Raw genomic sequence first — 18479 nt, forward strand, 5'->3', positions numbered from 1 at the left:
AAGTAGGAGCGATTCAGTTATAGAGAATGATATGCTGTTTTAACGCCTACAATTTTAAAAAGGGAGCAGTTACGTTCAGCAACTGCTCCCTTTTCCTAATATTTACTTCATTAAACGACTATTATAAGTCAGATTAATTTATACATTTTGAAAGTGTTTTAGTCAGTTGAAATTAATACTCACTTTCGTAATTTCTCCCTCTATCCAGCAATTAGTGCAATTGATAGTTCGGCGAACAATGTGGCTGAATAGAAAAACCTTTAGTTGCATCAGTGGGAGATAGTCCTGAAATTATTACCTATTAACAGATGCTGCTGATGCGTTTGAAATAGGAGCCATATTATTAACAAAAACACCTCCTGAAGCAATAGTACCCGTAAGAATAATAGAATCGCTATCTAATGAAACGCAAAAAAATAAGCCCCTTTCTCTATTGAGGAAGAGGCTTATCGGACTAACTATTTAAACTTATGACTCAGTTGCGAGTTCTAAATTTTCTTCTTTGTCTTTTGCTGCAAATTTCATAAACGCGACCATCGAGATGATAACGACAGCAATAGCAACCAAACGGATTACAGTCACTTCTTCACCTAGTGCGAATACGGCAAGAACAAATGAAGATAGAGGCATTAAGTTAAGAGCCATACCTGTACCATCAACACCAACACGTTCCATTGCGTAGATGTAGATAAGGTAACTTGTACCTGAGATGCCCACACCAAGAATACAAATGGCTAAGATACGTAAAGGAGAACTAAATACGTTTAGTGCAGAAGAGAAGTCTGCGCCAGAAACCATCAAATACAAGCCAAAACCAAGTGATGCAAAGATGAACTGGTGGAACATGGTTGCTACAGAACCATACTTCTCAGCAAGGATTGCGCGGCTGTATGCCGTACATGAGAAGCTAGCGGCACTTAGAAGACAGATAAGGTGACCGATGTTGAATCCATTCGTTTCTGCTGTTGGATCCATAACCAGAATGGCAACACCAGCAAACGCACCAAGAGCCGCTCCTATTTGCATAACAGTGAAACGTGCGTTATGACGAAGGAAACCTACTGACAGAATTAGAATAGGAATTAGACCTTGAATCACGCCATTTTCTGATGCGGTGATATAGTCAAGAGATAGGAATGATAGATAGCTGAATGCGCCTTGACCGATAATACCACAGGCTGCAGTCCAGAAAAGATCACTTCTGTTCGCCCAGCTTATTTCAAATTTTTTCTTCTTCTCCATTTTTCCACTTGCTAGGCCAATGTTGAAAACCGTGCCAAGCGTAATAAATGCAACCGTATAACGAACCCATACTAGTACCTGTGCATCCATTACTTCAAGAATAGGTGTGCCTACAATCCAAGGGATGCCCCAAAGCAAGCCAATGAAAATTGCTGCGCACCAACCTTTAACTTGATTACTCATAATTTTATTTCTCTTTTGTTTATTGTTTATTGTTTATTGAGTGCCCATAGACAGGGCACCTGTATTATTTGTTAATTACTGATTCAGCAGACGCCCATAACCTGGACAAGAAGCTTTCTTTCCAGTTAAGTGCATGGCGTGCCAGAACATAGCGGAATTGCTGCACACCACTGGAATATTAAACGTGTCTTCAATTTCCTGAATATGGTCAAGAACACGTAAATTGGTGCACGACATAAAGACAAGATCAGCACCAGATTCAGGCAATATTTTTTTTAAAGCCGCCAGCATTGATTCTTTAGATACTGTAGTGATGTTGGTGTCTTTTTCGATTCCAAGAGAACCCAGAACAACCACTTCAAACCCTGCATTGGTTAACTGTTCATATAATGGAAAATTAACACCTGTTGGATAAGGGGAGAAAACGGCGATTTTCTTAGCACCTAAATGCTTGAATGACGCCTGAGCAGCCGTCCAAGGGTTGGTGGCAGGGATATCACCGCGATTTTTAGTCAGTAGCTGAGATACTTTTTCTTCACCAATAATGATCGAGGCAGAAGTACACCCAAATGCCATTACGTCCATTGGCAATCCAGTTGCTATCAAGTCTGACGCATCGCTGATACCTATCTTGATTTGATCTAACGCTTCTGGAGTCATTTCACTGCTGTAGTAAACACGAGAGCTAAATACCCCAGCTTGCGTGCCTAAAAGCTTCGCCCAGTCCATCTCTAAAGAATGGTCGGTGCTTAGCTGAACTAAGCCAATATGCACACGGTCAATTCTTGGTGCTTGTTCGTGTTCTAATGGCACTTCAAACTTTTTAAATTCTTCAAATGATTTCATAAATACACTCAAATTCGGATGTCATATCCAAGGAATAATATGACTAATTATAGCGGTTTATTTAATGACAATTAGTTCTGGTTCAGCGCGTTCACTCAGCCACTCTGCACCATCTTCAGTGATGACAATGTTTTCTTCATGAACCATTGACTTACCAGGTGCGTATACCATTCCTGGTTCTAAAGTCATTACCATGCCGGGCTTAAGAACGGTATTATCTGTTGCGGTGTTTGATGGACGCTCTGTTAATTCCATTCCAAGACCATGGCCAAGACGACCGACGTCATTTCCTAATGCACCATTTTCTTCAAGTACTTTCCACATTGCGTTGTAAATATCAGTGGTAGTTGCACCCGGACGAGCTGCTTCAAAACCTTTGGTTGTTGCTTCGTATGTTGCGCGGTAAGCGGCTTTGGTCTGCTCACTTGCATCTCCGAATGCCCAGTTGCGGTCGAAGTCAGAGAAGTAACCGTCACGTACAGCACCAGTATCGATGATAAGTACATCACCATGCTCAATAACACGATCGGTCGGTCCCATAATGATGCTGTCATAACCGTCAGCACCAGAGCCAGCAATGATGTATGGGCATTCGTCTGCACCTTCTAAAAGCATATCAACACGGAATTGTTTACAAATTTCTCGTTCCGTCATTCCTGTTTTTGCATATTCTGGAATCTTAGCGAAACCGACATTGGTGATACGGCAAATTTCTCTTGTTTTTTCGATTTCAGCTTGAGATTTAATTTGACGAAGTTCATGAATAGACAAAGAAACATCAACAAACTCTTTTTTAACCATTGTGGTCAACTGTAGGTAGTTGTTCACTGGCATACGCAAATGTGACTCTATTCCAAGCGTGGCACCGACACGACCATGCTTACATGGTAGAGAGTTCAGTACACTTGCGACTAGGCTGATGCCGTCGTCTTCTGGACGTGGTGACGGCCAAGTAATGATGTTGTCAATCCAAGTACCAGCCATGCCACTTGCGCCGATTTCAGGAATAATAGCCGTTGGCTTGCCTTCTGCTGGAACCACAACAAACCAAGGACGAGTTGGGCTATGCCAGAACTGAGTGTGAAAACCAGTAAAGTAGCGCACGTTAGGTTCAGTAGTAAAAATCATCGCGTCCAGTTTTTGGTCGTGCATGATTTTTTGGGCTCTTTCAGTTCTGTTTTCAAATTCGGCTTGTTCAAAGCCTCTTTTTACAAAATTCATGATATTCCTTTTTTTTCTTATTAGATTATTTGATTACCTTTTCAGTTAAATATAGTTAACCATATATGTAAAGATTAGAATGCTTGTATCTATTCATTATTGTGATGAAGCTCCTAGGGTTAACATTTGTAACCCTTGTGGTAACTTTTCGGTTACAAAATGTTACTTTTGTTAATAAGAACAATACTTACGACAAGTTTCATATCCGTGGCTGTAATACGTATTTTTCCCTGTAATCAAAGGGGGTTACAACAGTTTAGTGAGTAGTGTAGTGCTTTCCAATGCACTAAAAGGACATTTAAAATCACGATTTCAAATAAAAGCAAGAAAAAAGATTGTATGCACAAGCATTAATAGTTAACATTATTTGACTATTAGGTTGAGTGCGGACTCCGGTTAACTTTTGTTTACTATTGGCTGGGAGGTGCTGTTTAATTAGTGGTCAGACATGAACGTTTTATCGTATAGACCATTTGATACTCATCTCGCAAATAGAGTTAGAGAGCGCTCTAGAGAAAGTAATCGCTGACGTTAATAGCAATGCAATGATTAACCGTACAAGAAAAATTAGAGCCATAACAAAACGGCTTTGTGAAAATGGAATTTTTGAGCTTAAAGAGACGGCTGCACTCATATCTAAATGCTTTGAAACTACTCGTCACGCTATATACATATATAACCGCGAGTTCAAAACACAAAAATAAACAAGAGAGATATACAATGAAAACTAAAATTCACACTGACTCAGCTCCAGCAGCAATCGGCCCTTACTCACAAGCACTTGCATTCCAGGAACTCGTGTTCACATCAGGCCAGTTACCTTTAGACCCTGCAACGATGGCTTTTCCTGAAGGCGGGATCAAAGAGCAGGCACTACAATCGTTAAAAAATCTTAAGGCGGTACTGGAAGCAAGTGGCGCTTCTATAGATACAGTTCTTAAAACGACCTGTTTCTTAGCTGATATGGAAGATTTTGTTGCATTCAATGAAATGTATACAGAAATATTTGGAACTGAAAACGCGCCAGCACGCTCATGCGTACAGGCCGCTCGTCTTCCAAAAGACGCGCTCGTTGAAATCGAAGCAGTTGCTTACATTAATAAGTAGCCGTGGGAAAGGCCATAGTTACTATGGCCGCTCGATTTTTACTTATTATCAACTACTCATTTGAAAGAAGTTATTATGCTGAAGATATCAAAAAATACGTTTTACACGGGTAAGACATCGCCACTCTTCAATGAGTCGGTCGCTAGGGAAGCGCTTGATTTACATAAAAAAATAGAAGGCTATCAAGAAACACCTTTAGTTTCTTTAACTAAATTAGCTGAGCAGCTTGGTGTGAAATCTATCCTAGTGAAAGATGAATCTAAACGCTTTGGACTAAACGCATTTAAAGTCCTTGGTGGCTCTTATGCTTTAGGAAAGCTACTGGCCGAACACCTTGGTGAAGATATTTCAGATATCAATTTAAAAACAGTGGCTTCAAAGTTAGAAAACCCTTTGGTATTTACTACTGCTACTGCGGGTAACCACGGAACAGGCGTTGCTTGGGCGGCAAGAGAAATGGGCCAAAAAGCGGTTGTATATATGCCAAAAGGTGCTGCACAAACAAGTGTTGACCGTATTAAGGGCTTAGGCGCGGAATGTATCGTGACCGATGTAAATTACGATGATACGGTGCGTCTAGCTAACCAAACCGCTCAAGAGAACAACTGGATGTTGGTTCAAGATACGGCATGGGAAGGCTACGACAAGATCCCAACATGGATCTCTCAAGGTTATATGACAATGGCATTAGAAGCCGTTGAACAAGCTAAAAAATTAGAGCAGTTACCCACTCACGTTATTTTGCAAGCAGGTGTCGGTGCAATGGCTGGTGGTGTACTTGGTTGCCTTGCAGATAAGTTAGGCTCAGATACATTCAAAACAATTATTGCAGAACCAAGTGCAGCAGATTGTATTTATCGCTCTGGGACTAGTGAAGCTGGCGAAATGGTCAATGTCACGGGTGATCTAAATTCAATTATGGCAGGGTTGGCTTGTGGTGAACCTAACCCAGTAACTTGGCCTATCTTAAGAGATTGTACTCAACAGTTTGCTTCTGTTGATGATAACGTTTCTGCTACAGGAATGAGAATGCTAGGTAATCCTTTGTCTGGTGATCCTGCTGTAATAAGTGGAGAGTCTGGTGCTATCACTACGGGTTTGCTTTACTTATTGGCCAATCATCCTGACGGTAAGAAAGCCGCACAAGAAATCGGTTTAAACAAAGATTCTATTGTCATGCTATTTAATACCGAAGGAGATACTAACCCTATCCGTTACCATCAAATTGTTTGGCAGGGCATGCTTCCTTTAGCGGAGTAATGGAACTGTATTCTTGATACCCTGATGTTCCTCTCATGACCTTAGTGTTTTGAGAGGAATTTTTTTATACATTTGTTTTTATTAGCGACTTGTCTTAATTTGCTACGCAACTTTTTATAATGTTGCGCTTCGATGGCTGTGGTGCAATGGCGTATTTGTGTTTGATTTCATTCAATATAAATAGTGTTACTTAATGTGCCTGTCCTAGCAGGAGCCGTTACCCAATTGTCGTCGCGTCATCATCTTGCGTCACTTCAAAAGCTAAGTTAAAACGATGCTCCCTTGTGGTTCGCACTCGGTGTTTATATGAACATTCTGTTTGAGTAGATAGGCTCGAAGCTTTCAAGCAGAGTCATACGTTTCAGAGCGTCTCTTTCTGGATTAACGATGACATTCGCGTAGATACAGTTTCGCAATTCGTTCTGCATTGAAGCCGCGAGTTGTGGATTAATAGTCGCTGATGGAGCAATTAACCCATCGTACTTCTCGTCATTCAATATCTCGGTGCCGTATTTTTGTGTCGCGATGTTAAATGGGTACTGCTGCCAATTCGTTGGGAGCTCTTCTGGCTGGATTTCCTTCAACTTTAAAGTAGGGCATTCGAACACACCAATGGCGAACAATTTATTCGCTATTTTTGGGGATTTGACATAACTGCCAAGCTCCAGCATCGCATTTTGTACGTTGCTGTTAAAATACATCACTGGGGTTGATGCTACGTTCCAACGTGCCCCCACTTTGTAAGAGCTGCCTTTTTTATAGTCAGTCCATGTCTTTGCATATTTTTTGTGTAGGGCTCGAAACAAAATCATGAAAAATCTCCATAGCGTAGTCGCTCGAGAACTTCTCGAAGTGCCTTTCTACCTGCCAACGTTTGTACTAACTCTATGGGAGCTCGTCCATCCAAAGAGGGCAATGCATCGTTTAACCATTCATCGATGAGCTCGGAATCACCCATAAACACATCTCGCATTTCAGCCCAGAAAGCCGTTAAATCACTGATATCCTGACTTTGTGGGATGGTCAGATGCTTTCGTGCGTACAATTTAGATAGGTTGCTACTACTGACATCAATCGTTTTTGCTACTACCTCTCTAGGAATTGTTTTAACCACAATTCGTAGTGTTTGTCCTGCAAGTCTCGGCTCTTTAAGAGTGGCTTCGGTTAGTAGTGGTACGCTATCGATGTCGTAGTTCTCTTCAAACCTCGACAGAACAATGCTGTCGAGTGTTGTCATATCGACCTGTGCCATATTATCCCCTTTGTTGCCAAATTCGTACTTACTACTACAGTATATTCGTATTTAGTACGATTGCAAAGCGACACTATTCACATATCCTCGCAGATGCTTTGGTCGAAGTCATTTATCTTAAACGTCTAGTCTCGGCACAAGACAATGAAATCCTTCTGTTTTTGCTGACGCTTGTTAACCTCAATACCCTCTAATTTCTCCGGTACATATTTAGAACCTTATTAAAATGATAGTTTTGTTAATAGAGGTGTTAGTTTGTCATTGCTCAAAATCTAAACTACGTTAAATAAGTTGGCTAATATGTAATAGGTAGAATAATGAAAAGTATACTCTCCAAGCTCTCTGTAACGCGGCGTTTGGGGGTGATAGTGTTCCTATTTGCTGTAACCACTATCCTCATCGCAACGGATATTATTTTAACATTAGAAAAAAACAAAATTGACAGTACGATAATGAATGTCGCTACTCGTCAACGAACGCTCACGACCAAGTACGCGAGCGAAATCATGTTATCAGTCTATGAAGGTCACCGTTCGGTTCACGCTACGCTGGACTACAACAACACAGGAAAACTGTATGAGTTGTCTCTGAATGCTCTAAAAAATGGAGGAGAAACATTCGAAGATATATCCATGAGTAAATCGCTAGAGTTACCCAGTAATCAAGCTCAACTGTTTATCAACCAAGTGAGTAAAACAGAGCAGTTGTGGGACAGACAAAAATCGATGGCCAATGCGCTTATCAGTTCAACGAGTAAACCAGCGGAAGCGCAAGTCGATCAATTCATGCTTGCCAATCAAGAAACCCTTAACTCCATGAATGACGCAGTACTTATTTATAATCAGTACGCAGGAGAAAACATACAGGTACTAAAACAGGATATTATTTATATCTCTCTAATCGGTGTCACGATATGTATTCTCGTTACCGCAGTAATAGGAAGAACGATTACCAACCCGATTCATAAGCTCGTTGATGTAAGTTTAGCAACCAGTAAAGGTGATCTGGAAGAGCGCTCTGAAATAAATATGCTGGTTAACAATAGCGAGTTAGGTATTCTCGCCAAGAACGTTCAATCCATGAGGCATGCGCTCTCTTCCGTTGTAAAAGGCCTTAAGACGAGTGCGGTAAATATCACTAACTTATCTTCTCGTGTCGAAACCTTGTCCCATGAAGTAAACAGCAGTTATCAGGATGAGAAAAGCAAATACGAAGAGATCTCGGCAATCTCTGATGAGCTGGTAGCCACCTTTGATAAAGTGTCATTTACGGTGACACAAACCCTTGAATCAGCAAGTCAGAGCCAACAGAGCGCAAGCAAAGGTTTAAACTCAGTGAGTGAGAACATTAGAACCGTGGAGTTGGCATCAATCGAGTCTGAAAAAGTATCGGCCAATGTTCAAGAGCTGAGCACGGTTGCAGAGCATGTCTACAGTATTATTGACGTAATACAAACCATAGCTGAGCAAACCAACTTACTGGCGCTCAATGCTGCTATTGAGGCGGCAAGAGCCGGTGAACAAGGTCGGGGTTTTGCTGTTGTAGCGGATGAAGTGCGTGTTCTTGCTCAAAAAACCAATCACTCCACCGTAGAGATAAGTAACTTGCTTAACCAATTAACCGAGCGGGTCAAAATATCTGTCGACTCTGTAGAGCAACTTCAGGTCGAAGTTCAAAACAGCAAAAGATGCAGCCATGAAACCGAGCAGAGCATTGAGCTTATTACCAGTTCAATTGAATTAACGGTGGGGCAGCAAAACGAAATAGCGTCTTTGATCGAACAGCAGTCAATGAGTATTAATGAACTTAAAAAGGCACAGGATTACTTAACTAATTTGCTTGAGAACACCAATAAAAAAATCACCAGCAGTTCTCAGATTGCCGTGGATATGAGCGATATGGCCAAGGGAATTTCTTCCACCTTAAATGAGTTCACACTGGCAACCAAATAGTTAGGTACTGATTAATAAGTCGATAGCATTTGCGATGTTGCTATCGCTTTCTATAGGTGACTTTTGGCCGGGCGGTATGTCGGCCATAACTCGGGGATAGACAAAGATGGTAAAAACAGATGTAGATACAAATGGCAATCATATTACTATTTCAGCAGAAGGCGCTTTCGGCTTTAACATGGTGAGTGAGTTTCGAAATAGTTACGTAGAGTATAAGGAGTATGATTTTACTGTTGATTTTCGAAAGGTGGACTATATCGATAGCGCCGGGTTAGGGATGCTACTTAACATGCAAAACTATCTGGAAAAAAAGGATTTAGAGATCCGTATAACTAACCCGTTACCTCAGGTAAAGAAAATACTAATGATATCGAGGTTTGATAAGAAGTTTATTATTGATTAAGAGCGTTCGATGAATGTAATTATTGTAGATGATCAAGCTAGCAATAGAGAGCTTTGCCGATTGCTGTTAAAGCCTATTGCTAGCGACATTAAGATGTACGCCAATGGGCAAGAGTTGATCGATGCTTTACTGAATGCTTCTGCTTTACCGGATGTTATTTTATTGGATGTGATGATGCCGGTTAAGAATGGATTTATTGCGGCGTGTGAAATCCGAGAACGGTTCCCGCAGCATCACATTCCTATCATTTTTTTAACTGCGCTGGATGACGACTCATCATTCGAACAATGCTTATCTCTGGGTGACGACTTTATACTTAAGCCGGTAGAGAAAAGCGTTATTCAAGCCAAGGTGCAGGCGCATTTCAGAATATCTCATATGCACAACGAGGTGAAACAACAAAGAGATGAACTGAAACAGTTTCATGAGTTGATTGAATATGAGCACTCTGTTGCGGATTCGATATTTTCAAACTTAAAAAATGAGATGAACTTACATTTAAAGAACATCTCAGGAGTCGACTATTTATCAACCCCATCAACCCTATTTAATGGTGACTTGATCATTGCGGCTTGCCGTCCTCATGGTGGAGCCTACATTATGGTTGCCGATGCGACTGGGCATGGTCTTCCTGCCGCAATTTCAACGCTTCCGGCTGCTCGGGATTTCTTTAGCATGGCTAAAAAAGGGTTGTCATTAGGGGAGATCGTAACTGAGCTTAACTCGGTGATGGAGAGGTTTCTTCCGGTTGGAATGATGCTGGCTGCCAGCGTATTTGAAATTAAGGCCAGTGGTCTTGAATTCGCATTCTGGGGAGGAGGGTTACCCGATGGATTTTTACTGAACGCAGATGGCACGGTAGCGAGCAGACTTAAATCTAAACATATGCCTCTTGGCGTCTTAAAGAGCAATGAGTTTGAAGCGAATATAGAAGTCATTCAGGTGCTTCCTCAGCAAAAACTGTGCTGTTATACCGACGGCGTTATTGAAGCGAAGAATGCTCACGGTGAACTGTTTGGAGAGGCAAGACTGGAAGAGGTTTTGAGCTGTTCATCTCTGACTATCTCAAAGATTTACCACTCTGTTCACAATCATTCGAACAGATCGGTAGACGATGATCTGTCTATTTTAATTTTAGATTTCCCATTGATAAGTGGCTGTCCGGAAAGAACCGATGCCGCAGAAGCGCATATAAGTCAGTTGCCTTGCGACCTGTCAGTCCACTTCGATGCTTCGTTGATCAGGGAGGTCATTTTGATGAATGAAGTCAGAAAAGTTTTGAACGGTATCATTGCAGGAAGTCATTTAGATCTAATCTGTACCGTGTTGTCTGAACTGCTTAGCAACGCGATTGATCATGGATTACTAGAGCTTGAATCCGACCTGAAACAAGAAGAAGATGGCTTTTATCTGTATTTTCAACAGCGTCAGGAAAAACTGAACCAATTAAGTAATGAAAAGTGGTTAACGTTTAATGCCAAGCATGACTCAGATAAAAAGCACTTTGTGTTGGTCGTTGAGCACAACGGAAGAGGGTTTGAGCATAGCAATCTAATACCTGACATCTCAAATAACGAGGTATGTGGAAGGGGGATAGCCATTGTAAGCGAGCTCTGTGATTCACTAGAGTATTCAAAGGCGGGTCGCTGTGCGACCGCGGTATACTCTTACAAAGCCCGTTGATGTCTGGAGGTGGAATATTGCTGAGTTTTGTTGCCTGCGATATCGGTGACCATTTTAGCCGGTTGCTTCTGCCAAGTACTGTTTAAGTTCATCTGCAACGAAGTCGAAAACTCGGCGAATTCGAAGATTGGTGCGCAGTTCTTGATGACAAACTATCCAGACAGGTAAATGAATAGGCCGTACCAAGTGCTCAAAGGCTCGTACTAGCTGATTGTCCGCATCTCCAATATCTTGTGTTAGATAGATAAGGCCAAGACTTTCTTTACAGAGATTTAGCTGCATCAACTGACATTCAGAGGTCACTTTAATGTTGTCTTCTGTTAACTGGCCACCTTGCTGGTTTAGTTTTTCAATAATAGCGCTGTTATTGCTAAAGCCAATCACTTGCAAATCTACAGCATCAGCCAAGGTTTTTACGGTTGAGAAAGGTTGCAAATACTCTTTTGTGCCATACAGCCAAACCACTTCATCGCCTAGTTTTCTGGCAATAAGGTCAGGTTGAGTGGGGTGGAAACTTCGAATTGCTATATCCGCTTCTCTGCGTTTGAGGTCGCTTACGTTATTTGTCACCACAACCTCAATTGAGATTCCGGGCTCTTTTTTTCGCAACTTGGCGATAATTTTGGGTAGGCGAAACACGGCATCCAGCTCACAGGCGGAGATAACAACGGTCCCTTCGAGCATTTGCGACTGACCATTGGCAACCAAAGAGAAGTCACTTGCGGCGTCACCCATTCGTCTTGCAACTTCTAGCAGCTCGACTCCTCCAGCAGTGAGCACAAGCTTTTGTCCTATTCTATCAAATAGTGAAATTCCCAGCTCTTTCTCTAAAGCGGCCACTTGCCGGCTGAGTGTTGGTTGGGTCATGTTTAAAGCTTTCGCGGCTGCCGATAAAGACCCTTCTTGCGCTGTTACCAAAAAGGCTCGTGTGCGATTCCAATCAAAACAAACAGAATTCCAGTTCATACGTTTTTGTATAGCTCCATGCAATAATTGGTAGTTAACTGACCATTAATACATAGGCATACTACTTGGTAATTGAGTTCAAGCAAGGAGAAGTTATGAGGATATTGGTGTTAGGTGCTTCAGGGGCGACGGGTCGTTTGGTTGTAGAGCAGTTAATTAAAAGACGGCAGCGGGTAAGAATCATTGTTCGTTCATCCAAAGATCTATCGTCGATGATTACAGATAGCGATCTGGTTGAAGTGACATATGCGAGTGTACTGGATCTGACCGATCAGCAAATGATAGAGCAAGTACAAGGATGTGAGGCTGTAGTGTCATGCTTGGGGCATAATTTAACCTTTAAGGGAATATTCGGTCAGCCTCGGCGTCTGGTGACAGACGCGATAAAACGTGTGTACCGATCAATCAATGCTATCCAACCAGCAACACCGATAAAACTGGTATTAATGAGCACCACAGGGTTTCAGAATCAAGTTGAGGGAGAAAAAGTGTCCATGGCCCATAGAGCGATAGTCTCACTGTTGAGAGTCACTTTACCTCCTCATGTTGACAATGAACAAGCCGCGCTGTTTTTACAAGCTCAGCATAAACAGCTTTCTAAGTGTATTGAGTGGGCAGCAATACGCCCTGACAGCTTGGTTGACCATACTCAGGTAACACCATACCACCTACATGCTTCGCCGCAGCATGACCCTATTTTTGATTCACAAAAAACAAGCCGTATAAACGTGGCCCATTTTATAGTAGAGCTGGTTACGACTCCTCGCATATGGGATAAGTGGCGCAGTAAATTGCCGGTGATTTATAATGAATCGTTTTAGTAGCTTGTTTGACTTGTACGTGAACTAAAGCGTTAGCAAAGTTAGAGGTGCCAAAAGTTAGAGGTGCGTGTATTCGCAAGAACGCTTTTCGCAGGATCGTTAGCGGTTTTTACGGCCTCTTTTGCGTTAACCAGAAATTACCGTAGTAGAGCTTCTCTAACTTAACCTGATCGCCTTGTTGCAGCAGGACAAATTCTAGATCGGATTTCTTCTTGGCAACGGTGATGTAATGACGAATGCCATCTTCTGTTGTTTTGGTCTCGTAATAACCTAAATCGACAGGTTTTATTTTCTGCTTTAGCAGATAAGTGTATTGTCTCTTTAAGTTATTGTTTTGGATGTCTAAAGTGACTTGCTGAAGCAATAGTGTGAACGGATAAGCGGCTTCTTCCATGGATTCCTGAGTGTTCTTGAGACGGTTTTTCATCTCCATAGTGCGAAAATCATAACTGTAGGAACGGTGGTTAGAGCCAATTTCTTCTTCATAGCTTGTGTACACGGGAACAATTTGATCACTTTCCACTTTATATACGCCTTGTTCTTCCACATCGGCATCAATAAATAGAAAAGAGCCTTTTGCGCGTGATTTATATTGGCATACCTGCTGTTCACAGCTTGAGGTAATCGACAAATCGCCAAGCGTGATGGGGCCAAAACCTACCGAGTATTCGCTGCTGTTAGCCGCTAATGGCACTATAGTGAGGATAGTCGCCATAAGTTTTAGATAAATATTCGTTGCTGTTTTTTTCATATTTTTTATTCACTAATGCTCTGTAAATTTCGCTAGGTCATTTGTAAAGTATAGTTGCTACAAGCTATATATACCTTAATTAACCTTATACCACATGTTGGTGCTATCCAAGTTAAGTTCGGTTTTTGAGTCGCTTGCCACTCAGTTAACCAATTGCGATGTAATGCATTACTTTTTTTATTTCGTCTATAATCAAAATGATAGTCGCGAAAGGTCACCAGACCCTAGGGTTATGCTGAGAAGGAACTGGATTTTACACAAGAATGTGTTGTAGGAGATGACGCCTATTAAACAAAAGAGTATGGACATCAACCGCTATTGTTACGCAAAGCTTTTGCTGCCGACCACATTTATACGGCTGCTTAATGTGGTGGTGCGTATTCCAATCTACTTGTTTGTTTTGCTATTACCCAGTTACGCTTCTGCTCAGCCAGCCTCTGGTGTTGAGTTTGGGAAAAGCTCGTTATCCAATATGCCCGTTATTCTTCAAGACTACATCGAAGAGATGCACCCTCCAATAGACGATAACTGGGCCGATGCAACAGAAAGCTACTTCGCCACCATGGTTCATGACTTTAGTACCTATATTGATCACGGCTTAGCAAAAGATGAAGATGAGCAGCAGTTAGAAAATCGCAGCTATTTACGCCTCCGTACTAACTTTAATTACACCCACCGAGGCGATTTTGACTCAAAGGGGCGTGTTTCTGTGCGAGTGGACTTACCCCATGTAGAAGAGAACTGGAACCTAATATTTGATACCGACCCAGATGACTATGATTCGTTAGAGAACAAGCAGCGTGATTTAGGAGGGGGGAGAACAACCACTTCTAATGAAGGAGCGATTGGTGGTGTTCGCTTAGAAGGGGACCAAATTAAACACTGGAAAACTAAGTTTGATATCGGTATCAAAATACGTTGGCCAATCGACCCGTTTGTTCGTACCGAGTTACAACGCGTAGAGAACGTAACCGACGACTGGGTTACGCAGTTCAGACAAGAGTTATTCTATTACCACTCTATTGGTTTAGGGTCACTTACAGAACTGAATTTTTTCTATCCAGTGAATGACAATCACTCAACGATTCTATCCCTTAACTCTAGTGCCCAGTATCTTTATGAAGATTATGGCTGGGAGCTGTTGCAGCAAGTTGTCTTAGCCGATCGAATCAACAGAGAACATTTAATGGAGTACTCGGTTGGTATTGATATTGAGCCAAAAGCGTCTGACGAGATCGGCAACTATTGGTTATCAGCAACTTGGCGTCACAAGCTGTATAAGAACTGGTTGTTTCTAGCCATCACTTCACAGGTTGATGCCCCTAGAGAGTACAATTACAAAGCCAACCCTGGTGTATTGATTGAAGTTGAGGCCTTTTTCTCTCGAAACCGGAAAGTGGATCGCTTGCGTAGAAGTATTCCTGCTCCAACTCGGACAATCAACTGATCTGATGCTCTGCAAGTCACAGAGCCCACGCCTATTGAGAGTGGAATATTGTGTGATCACTTAGAGATATACACCTTTAAAGGTATATATTTTATCAATAATAACCTCTATATTTACTTTTTCGGATAAAGGTAAAGAGAGAGTTATGTCGAACATTCAAGAATTTATGACTGAGCATCACAAAAACTGTGATGATCTTTTAGTGGACGCGGAAGGGGCTCTTGCAAAGGCAAATTGGACGGATTTTGAAGCAGCGTGGAACAAGTTTGATGCGGAAACGCAGCACCACTTTGCTTTAGAGGAAGATATTTTGTTTCCTGAGTTTGAGAAGCAAACCGGTATGACTGGGGGACCAACCATGGTTATGCGTCAAGAACATAGTCAAGTTCGAGCGATGTTTGACCAGATGCAGCAGGCCATTCAAACGCAAGATACTGACAGAGCTATGGGGATTATCGAGAGTGTTATGTTGCTAATACAGCAGCACAATATGAAAGAAGAGCAGATTCTTTACCCTATGTCCGACAACCATTTAGCCAATGGAGCGGAGATTGTGGGCCAAATGAAGAACACCTCGGTTTCAGGCGACAATGCTAAATAATGGTTAACGTTACCTATCTTGATGTGAGCGAGCTGGAACCACCACAACCGATGAGAGAGATATGTAATACGCTTGCCACTATGTCTAAGGGAACGGTATTGCATGTATTTCATCGACGCGAACCCGTCCCTCTCTATGATATGTTGCGTGAAAAATATGCCTTTCAACATCAGCAGTTACAAGAAAGCTGCCACCATATCTATATCTGGCATTTAGGTGATGTTAAGTGTGAACACTATGTAAGGACTGCATTGCATGCGAATGACAGGACTTAATTTTGACGCAATCCCTGAGTTGCACGTACCACTGCGCTTTTATTTAACGGCGCCTCTGTTCGCCATTCTGGCGTCACTGCTGTTTATCGATCAAGGCAGTACGATCTGGTTGAGTCGCTGGTTGCCGGCTTCGCTGGCGATTACGCATCTTTTTGCTCTCGGTGTCATGGCAATGGTGATGATTGGCTCTCTATATCAGGTTATGCCGGTGTTGTGTGGTGCCCCCATTCCTACCAGTAAATGGTCTCTGTTGTTGATTCATGCAGGGCTAACCGCCGGAACACTGTTGCTGTGCGCAGGGTTTCTAGGTTGGATATCCTTGATGGCGAGTTTTGTCGTATTGGCAATGAGTTTGGGTTATTTTATCGTCTCCATTCTGTGGGTATTAATACGAAATGCCAGTGGTCAACAGACCAGAACGCCAATACTGATGGCGGTGTCCGCGTTAGCCCTACTGCTGGTGGTTGGACTGCTGCTGTTATCAAGCTATTTGTGGGGTTTCCAGCCTACGGTAGGCAAGAGTCTTACTCATCTACATGCCAGTTTAGGTTTGTTTGGCTGGGTGCTGTTACTTATGATGGCGGTCAGCTTTCAGGTTATCCCCATGTTTCATGTCACCCCTGTCTTTCCTCGGTTGTGGCGTGTTGGCCTAACGGCATCTACGGTTGTTGGATTGGTAGCGATGACATTGGCGACGTTTCTTGCCTATGATCTGACCTATTTTGCGATGTTTCTTGCCAGTATTGCCATACTTTATGCCGCCGTTGCTCTTTCTCGTTTAGCACAAAGAAAAAGAAAGCTGCCGGATGTTGTGGTTACTTATTGGCAATCAGGGTTTGCTTGTCTGATATTGGCCAGTTTACTTGTCATCGCGATGGAGCATGCATCACCGATGTGGCAAGTTAAGTTAGAGGTGTTGGTTGCATTGATCATCGGCTTGGGTTTTATCGTTGGAATCATGCAAGGTATGTTATTAAAAATTGTCCCTTTTTTAATAAGCCTACACTTGCAACCTATTGCCATGCAAAACCCCTCAGCCATGATGTTGCTACCGGATCATTATCGTCTGATTAGTCGCAAGCAGTGCCGTGTTCAATACTGGTTATATGTTTTGGTTTTAGCCAGCATCGCGGTGTCATTTTTTGTGCCATCACTCTCTTTTACTATTGGTCTTTCCTTAATGCTTAACTGGCTTGTGGTTGGATTGAATTTGCTACAAGCCAGTAAGATTTTCTTCACTGTACGCAAACAGATGTTAGCCTTGTAACCTTGCTAGCTAATCTCTGTAAACAGCTGAATTTGAGACTGTAACCATTGACAAAATATAGCCACTTTTTCTCGTTTAAAGTGGCTTTTTGGTGCACATAAATAGTAACTGTAGTTAGACTTCGCTGATTGCTGGCCAATCCGTACCAGTTGACCGTCCCGTATATAGCGATAAGCAAGGCTATGCTTTACCAGTGCCACGCCTTGTCCGGCTAATGCCCCTTCCAGAATATAACTTGAACCATTATATTTTAATGTTGGCTTGGTGTTCTCGATAGATAAGTTGCTTAGCCAGCTTCTCCAATCCATATCGGGCCAAACATCTTCGATAAGGTTAGCATGAGCAAGCTCTGACATCTGAAATAGATGATGCTCTTGTTGGTATCTAGGGTGACAAGCAGGGTAAAGCTCCTCATCCATTAACCAGATACTCTGAAGGTTTTTATAGTTTCCTTTACCGTATCGAATACAGAGATCCACGGAATCATCATCAAAAGTAACCAGCTCATTTCTTGGGTCCATCAGCAAGGAGATCTCTGGATTATCCGCTCTGAAGTGATTGAGTCTCGGCATTAACCAGTGTTGGGCAAAAGAAGGGTGGGTAGAGATAGAAAGACGGTGAGGATAGGGGTCTTTGCTTAATGATTTGACGCCATGTAGTATTTCGGCAAAGCCTTTACTCGCTGAGTGAAACAATTTTACCCCTTCGTCGGTGAGCGTGATATTGCGATGCTGACGTATAAATAGATCGCAACCTAGCCACTCTTCCAGTTGGCGTATTTGTTGGCTTACTGCTGCAGGGGTGACGAACAGGCTTTCCGCCGCATCCTTGAAACTGCCTTTATTGGCTGCACAATAAAAGTAATACAAACTTTGTAGCGGAGGCATGCTTTGTTTCACGTTAGTTTTCCTTAACTGACCATCAATTTCTATCGTTTGAAGCAAAATAGAGTATAGACCAATATAACGTTATCAAGTCAGTGAAGGAGAGCGTTATGAGTCATGCATTAATCAGTGTTGAATATAGAGCGGCATATTTTGTAAAGAATACGGTTAAGTATTTCTATACGCTTATAACACGCTGGCAGCGAAACTGGTCCACGCGAAAACACTTAGCGGCACAGTCTGACTTTATGCTTGAAGATGTTGGCATTACACATGAACAGGCAAAAGCGGAAGCAAATAAACCGTTTTGGCGTTAAT

The 18479-nt window shown here is 42.2% G+C and carries 19 protein-coding genes; 11 read left to right on the forward strand and 8 right to left on the reverse strand.

Annotation, left to right across the window (positions count from 1 at the left end):
* Positions 1-468: 468 nt before the first annotated feature.
* The 3 genes from F0227_RS10735 to F0227_RS10745 form a co-directional block, all read right to left on the reverse strand.
* Complete coding sequence (locus F0227_RS10735) at positions 469-1425, reverse strand: DMT family transporter (RefSeq protein WP_171753200.1); 957 nt, start codon at positions 1423-1425, stop codon at positions 469-471.
* A gap of 75 nt (positions 1426-1500) precedes the next feature.
* Entirely contained in the window at positions 1501-2271 is a 771-nt protein-coding gene (locus F0227_RS10740; protein ID WP_171753201.1) for an aspartate/glutamate racemase family protein, read from the reverse strand.
* Positions 2272-2328: 57 nt separating this feature from the next.
* A complete protein-coding gene (locus F0227_RS10745) occupies positions 2329-3495 on the reverse strand; it encodes a M24 family metallopeptidase (protein ID WP_171753288.1) in 1167 nt (388 codons plus the stop codon).
* Between the two features lie 717 nt (positions 3496-4212).
* On the opposite strand from F0227_RS10745, the gene F0227_RS10755 reads away from it, so the two are divergent.
* Complete coding sequence (locus tag F0227_RS10755; protein WP_171753202.1) at positions 4213-4599, forward strand: RidA family protein; 387 nt, start codon at positions 4213-4215, stop codon at positions 4597-4599.
* Positions 4600-4674: 75 nt separating this feature from the next.
* A complete protein-coding gene (dpaL, locus tag F0227_RS10760; RefSeq protein ID WP_171753203.1) occupies positions 4675-5859 on the forward strand; it encodes a diaminopropionate ammonia-lyase in 1185 nt (394 codons plus the stop codon).
* A gap of 302 nt (positions 5860-6161) precedes the next feature.
* Here the strand turns inward: dpaL and F0227_RS10765 are convergent, their stop codons facing one another.
* Together F0227_RS10765 and F0227_RS10770 are read right to left on the reverse strand one after the other, a co-directional pair.
* Positions 6162-6671: an RES family NAD+ phosphorylase gene (locus F0227_RS10765; RefSeq protein ID WP_171753204.1), complete on the reverse strand. Its 510-nt coding sequence runs from the start codon at positions 6669-6671 to the stop codon at positions 6162-6164.
* Entirely contained in the window at positions 6668-7111 is a 444-nt protein-coding gene (locus F0227_RS10770; RefSeq protein WP_171753205.1) for an MbcA/ParS/Xre antitoxin family protein, read from the reverse strand. The genes F0227_RS10765 and F0227_RS10770 overlap by 4 nt, the downstream gene beginning before the upstream one ends.
* Positions 7112-7428: 317 nt before the next feature.
* On the opposite strand from F0227_RS10770, the gene F0227_RS10775 reads away from it, so the two are divergent.
* The 3 genes from F0227_RS10775 (at position 7429) to F0227_RS10785 (ending at position 11149) form a co-directional block, all read left to right on the forward strand.
* Complete coding sequence (locus F0227_RS10775; protein ID WP_171753206.1) at positions 7429-9063, forward strand: methyl-accepting chemotaxis protein; 1635 nt, start codon at positions 7429-7431, stop codon at positions 9061-9063.
* A 106-nt stretch (positions 9064-9169) separates the two neighbouring features.
* Positions 9170-9466: an STAS domain-containing protein gene (locus F0227_RS10780; RefSeq protein WP_171753207.1), complete on the forward strand. Its 297-nt coding sequence runs from the start codon at positions 9170-9172 to the stop codon at positions 9464-9466.
* Between the two features lie 9 nt (positions 9467-9475).
* On the forward strand, positions 9476-11149 hold the full coding sequence (locus tag F0227_RS10785) for a fused response regulator/phosphatase (RefSeq protein ID WP_171753208.1): 1674 nt from the start codon (positions 9476-9478) through the stop codon (positions 11147-11149).
* Between the two features lie 54 nt (positions 11150-11203).
* Here the strand turns inward: F0227_RS10785 and F0227_RS10790 are convergent, their stop codons facing one another.
* Positions 11204-12115, reverse strand: coding sequence for a LysR family transcriptional regulator (locus F0227_RS10790; protein WP_171753209.1), 912 nt, complete (start codon positions 12113-12115; stop codon positions 11204-11206).
* A 95-nt stretch (positions 12116-12210) separates the two neighbouring features.
* Between F0227_RS10790 and F0227_RS10795 the strand changes: the two genes are divergently transcribed.
* Positions 12211-12936: an NAD(P)H-binding protein gene (locus F0227_RS10795; RefSeq protein WP_171753210.1), complete on the forward strand. Its 726-nt coding sequence runs from the start codon at positions 12211-12213 to the stop codon at positions 12934-12936.
* Positions 12937-13045: 109 nt separating this feature from the next.
* Here the strand turns inward: F0227_RS10795 and F0227_RS10800 are convergent, their stop codons facing one another.
* Positions 13046-13687 carry a hypothetical protein gene (locus tag F0227_RS10800; RefSeq protein WP_171753211.1) on the reverse strand — a complete coding sequence of 214 codons (642 nt, stop codon included), beginning with the start codon at positions 13685-13687 and terminating at the stop codon, positions 13046-13048.
* Positions 13688-13964: 277 nt separating this feature from the next.
* Here F0227_RS10800 and F0227_RS10805 point away from each other — a divergent pair, with 277 nt between their 5' ends.
* The 4 genes from F0227_RS10805 (at position 13965) to F0227_RS10820 (ending at position 17277) form a co-directional block, all read left to right on the forward strand.
* Positions 13965-15134, forward strand: a complete 1170-nt coding sequence (locus F0227_RS10805) for a hypothetical protein (protein ID WP_171753212.1) — start codon at positions 13965-13967, stop codon at positions 15132-15134.
* A 145-nt stretch (positions 15135-15279) separates the two neighbouring features.
* Positions 15280-15735: a hemerythrin domain-containing protein gene (locus tag F0227_RS10810; RefSeq protein ID WP_171753213.1), complete on the forward strand. Its 456-nt coding sequence runs from the start codon at positions 15280-15282 to the stop codon at positions 15733-15735.
* Positions 15735-16010: a DUF2249 domain-containing protein gene (locus F0227_RS10815; protein ID WP_171753214.1), complete on the forward strand. Its 276-nt coding sequence runs from the start codon at positions 15735-15737 to the stop codon at positions 16008-16010. Before F0227_RS10810 ends, F0227_RS10815 begins: the two co-directional genes overlap by 1 nt.
* Complete coding sequence (locus F0227_RS10820; RefSeq protein WP_171753215.1) at positions 15991-17277, forward strand: hypothetical protein; 1287 nt, start codon at positions 15991-15993, stop codon at positions 17275-17277. Before F0227_RS10815 ends, F0227_RS10820 begins: the two co-directional genes overlap by 20 nt.
* A 5-nt stretch (positions 17278-17282) precedes the next feature.
* Here the strand turns inward: F0227_RS10820 and F0227_RS10825 are convergent, their stop codons facing one another.
* Complete coding sequence (locus F0227_RS10825; RefSeq protein WP_171753216.1) at positions 17283-18176, reverse strand: LysR substrate-binding domain-containing protein; 894 nt, start codon at positions 18174-18176, stop codon at positions 17283-17285.
* Positions 18177-18271: 95 nt separating this feature from the next.
* Between F0227_RS10825 and F0227_RS10830 the strand changes: the two genes are divergently transcribed.
* Complete coding sequence (locus F0227_RS10830; RefSeq protein WP_171753217.1) at positions 18272-18478, forward strand: DUF1127 domain-containing protein; 207 nt, start codon at positions 18272-18274, stop codon at positions 18476-18478.
* The last annotated feature ends 1 nt before the right edge of the window (position 18479 follow it).

Origin of the sequence: Vibrio sp. 99-8-1 (assembly GCF_013114595.1) — a bacterium.
Taxonomy (GTDB): domain Bacteria; phylum Pseudomonadota; class Gammaproteobacteria; order Enterobacterales; family Vibrionaceae; genus Vibrio.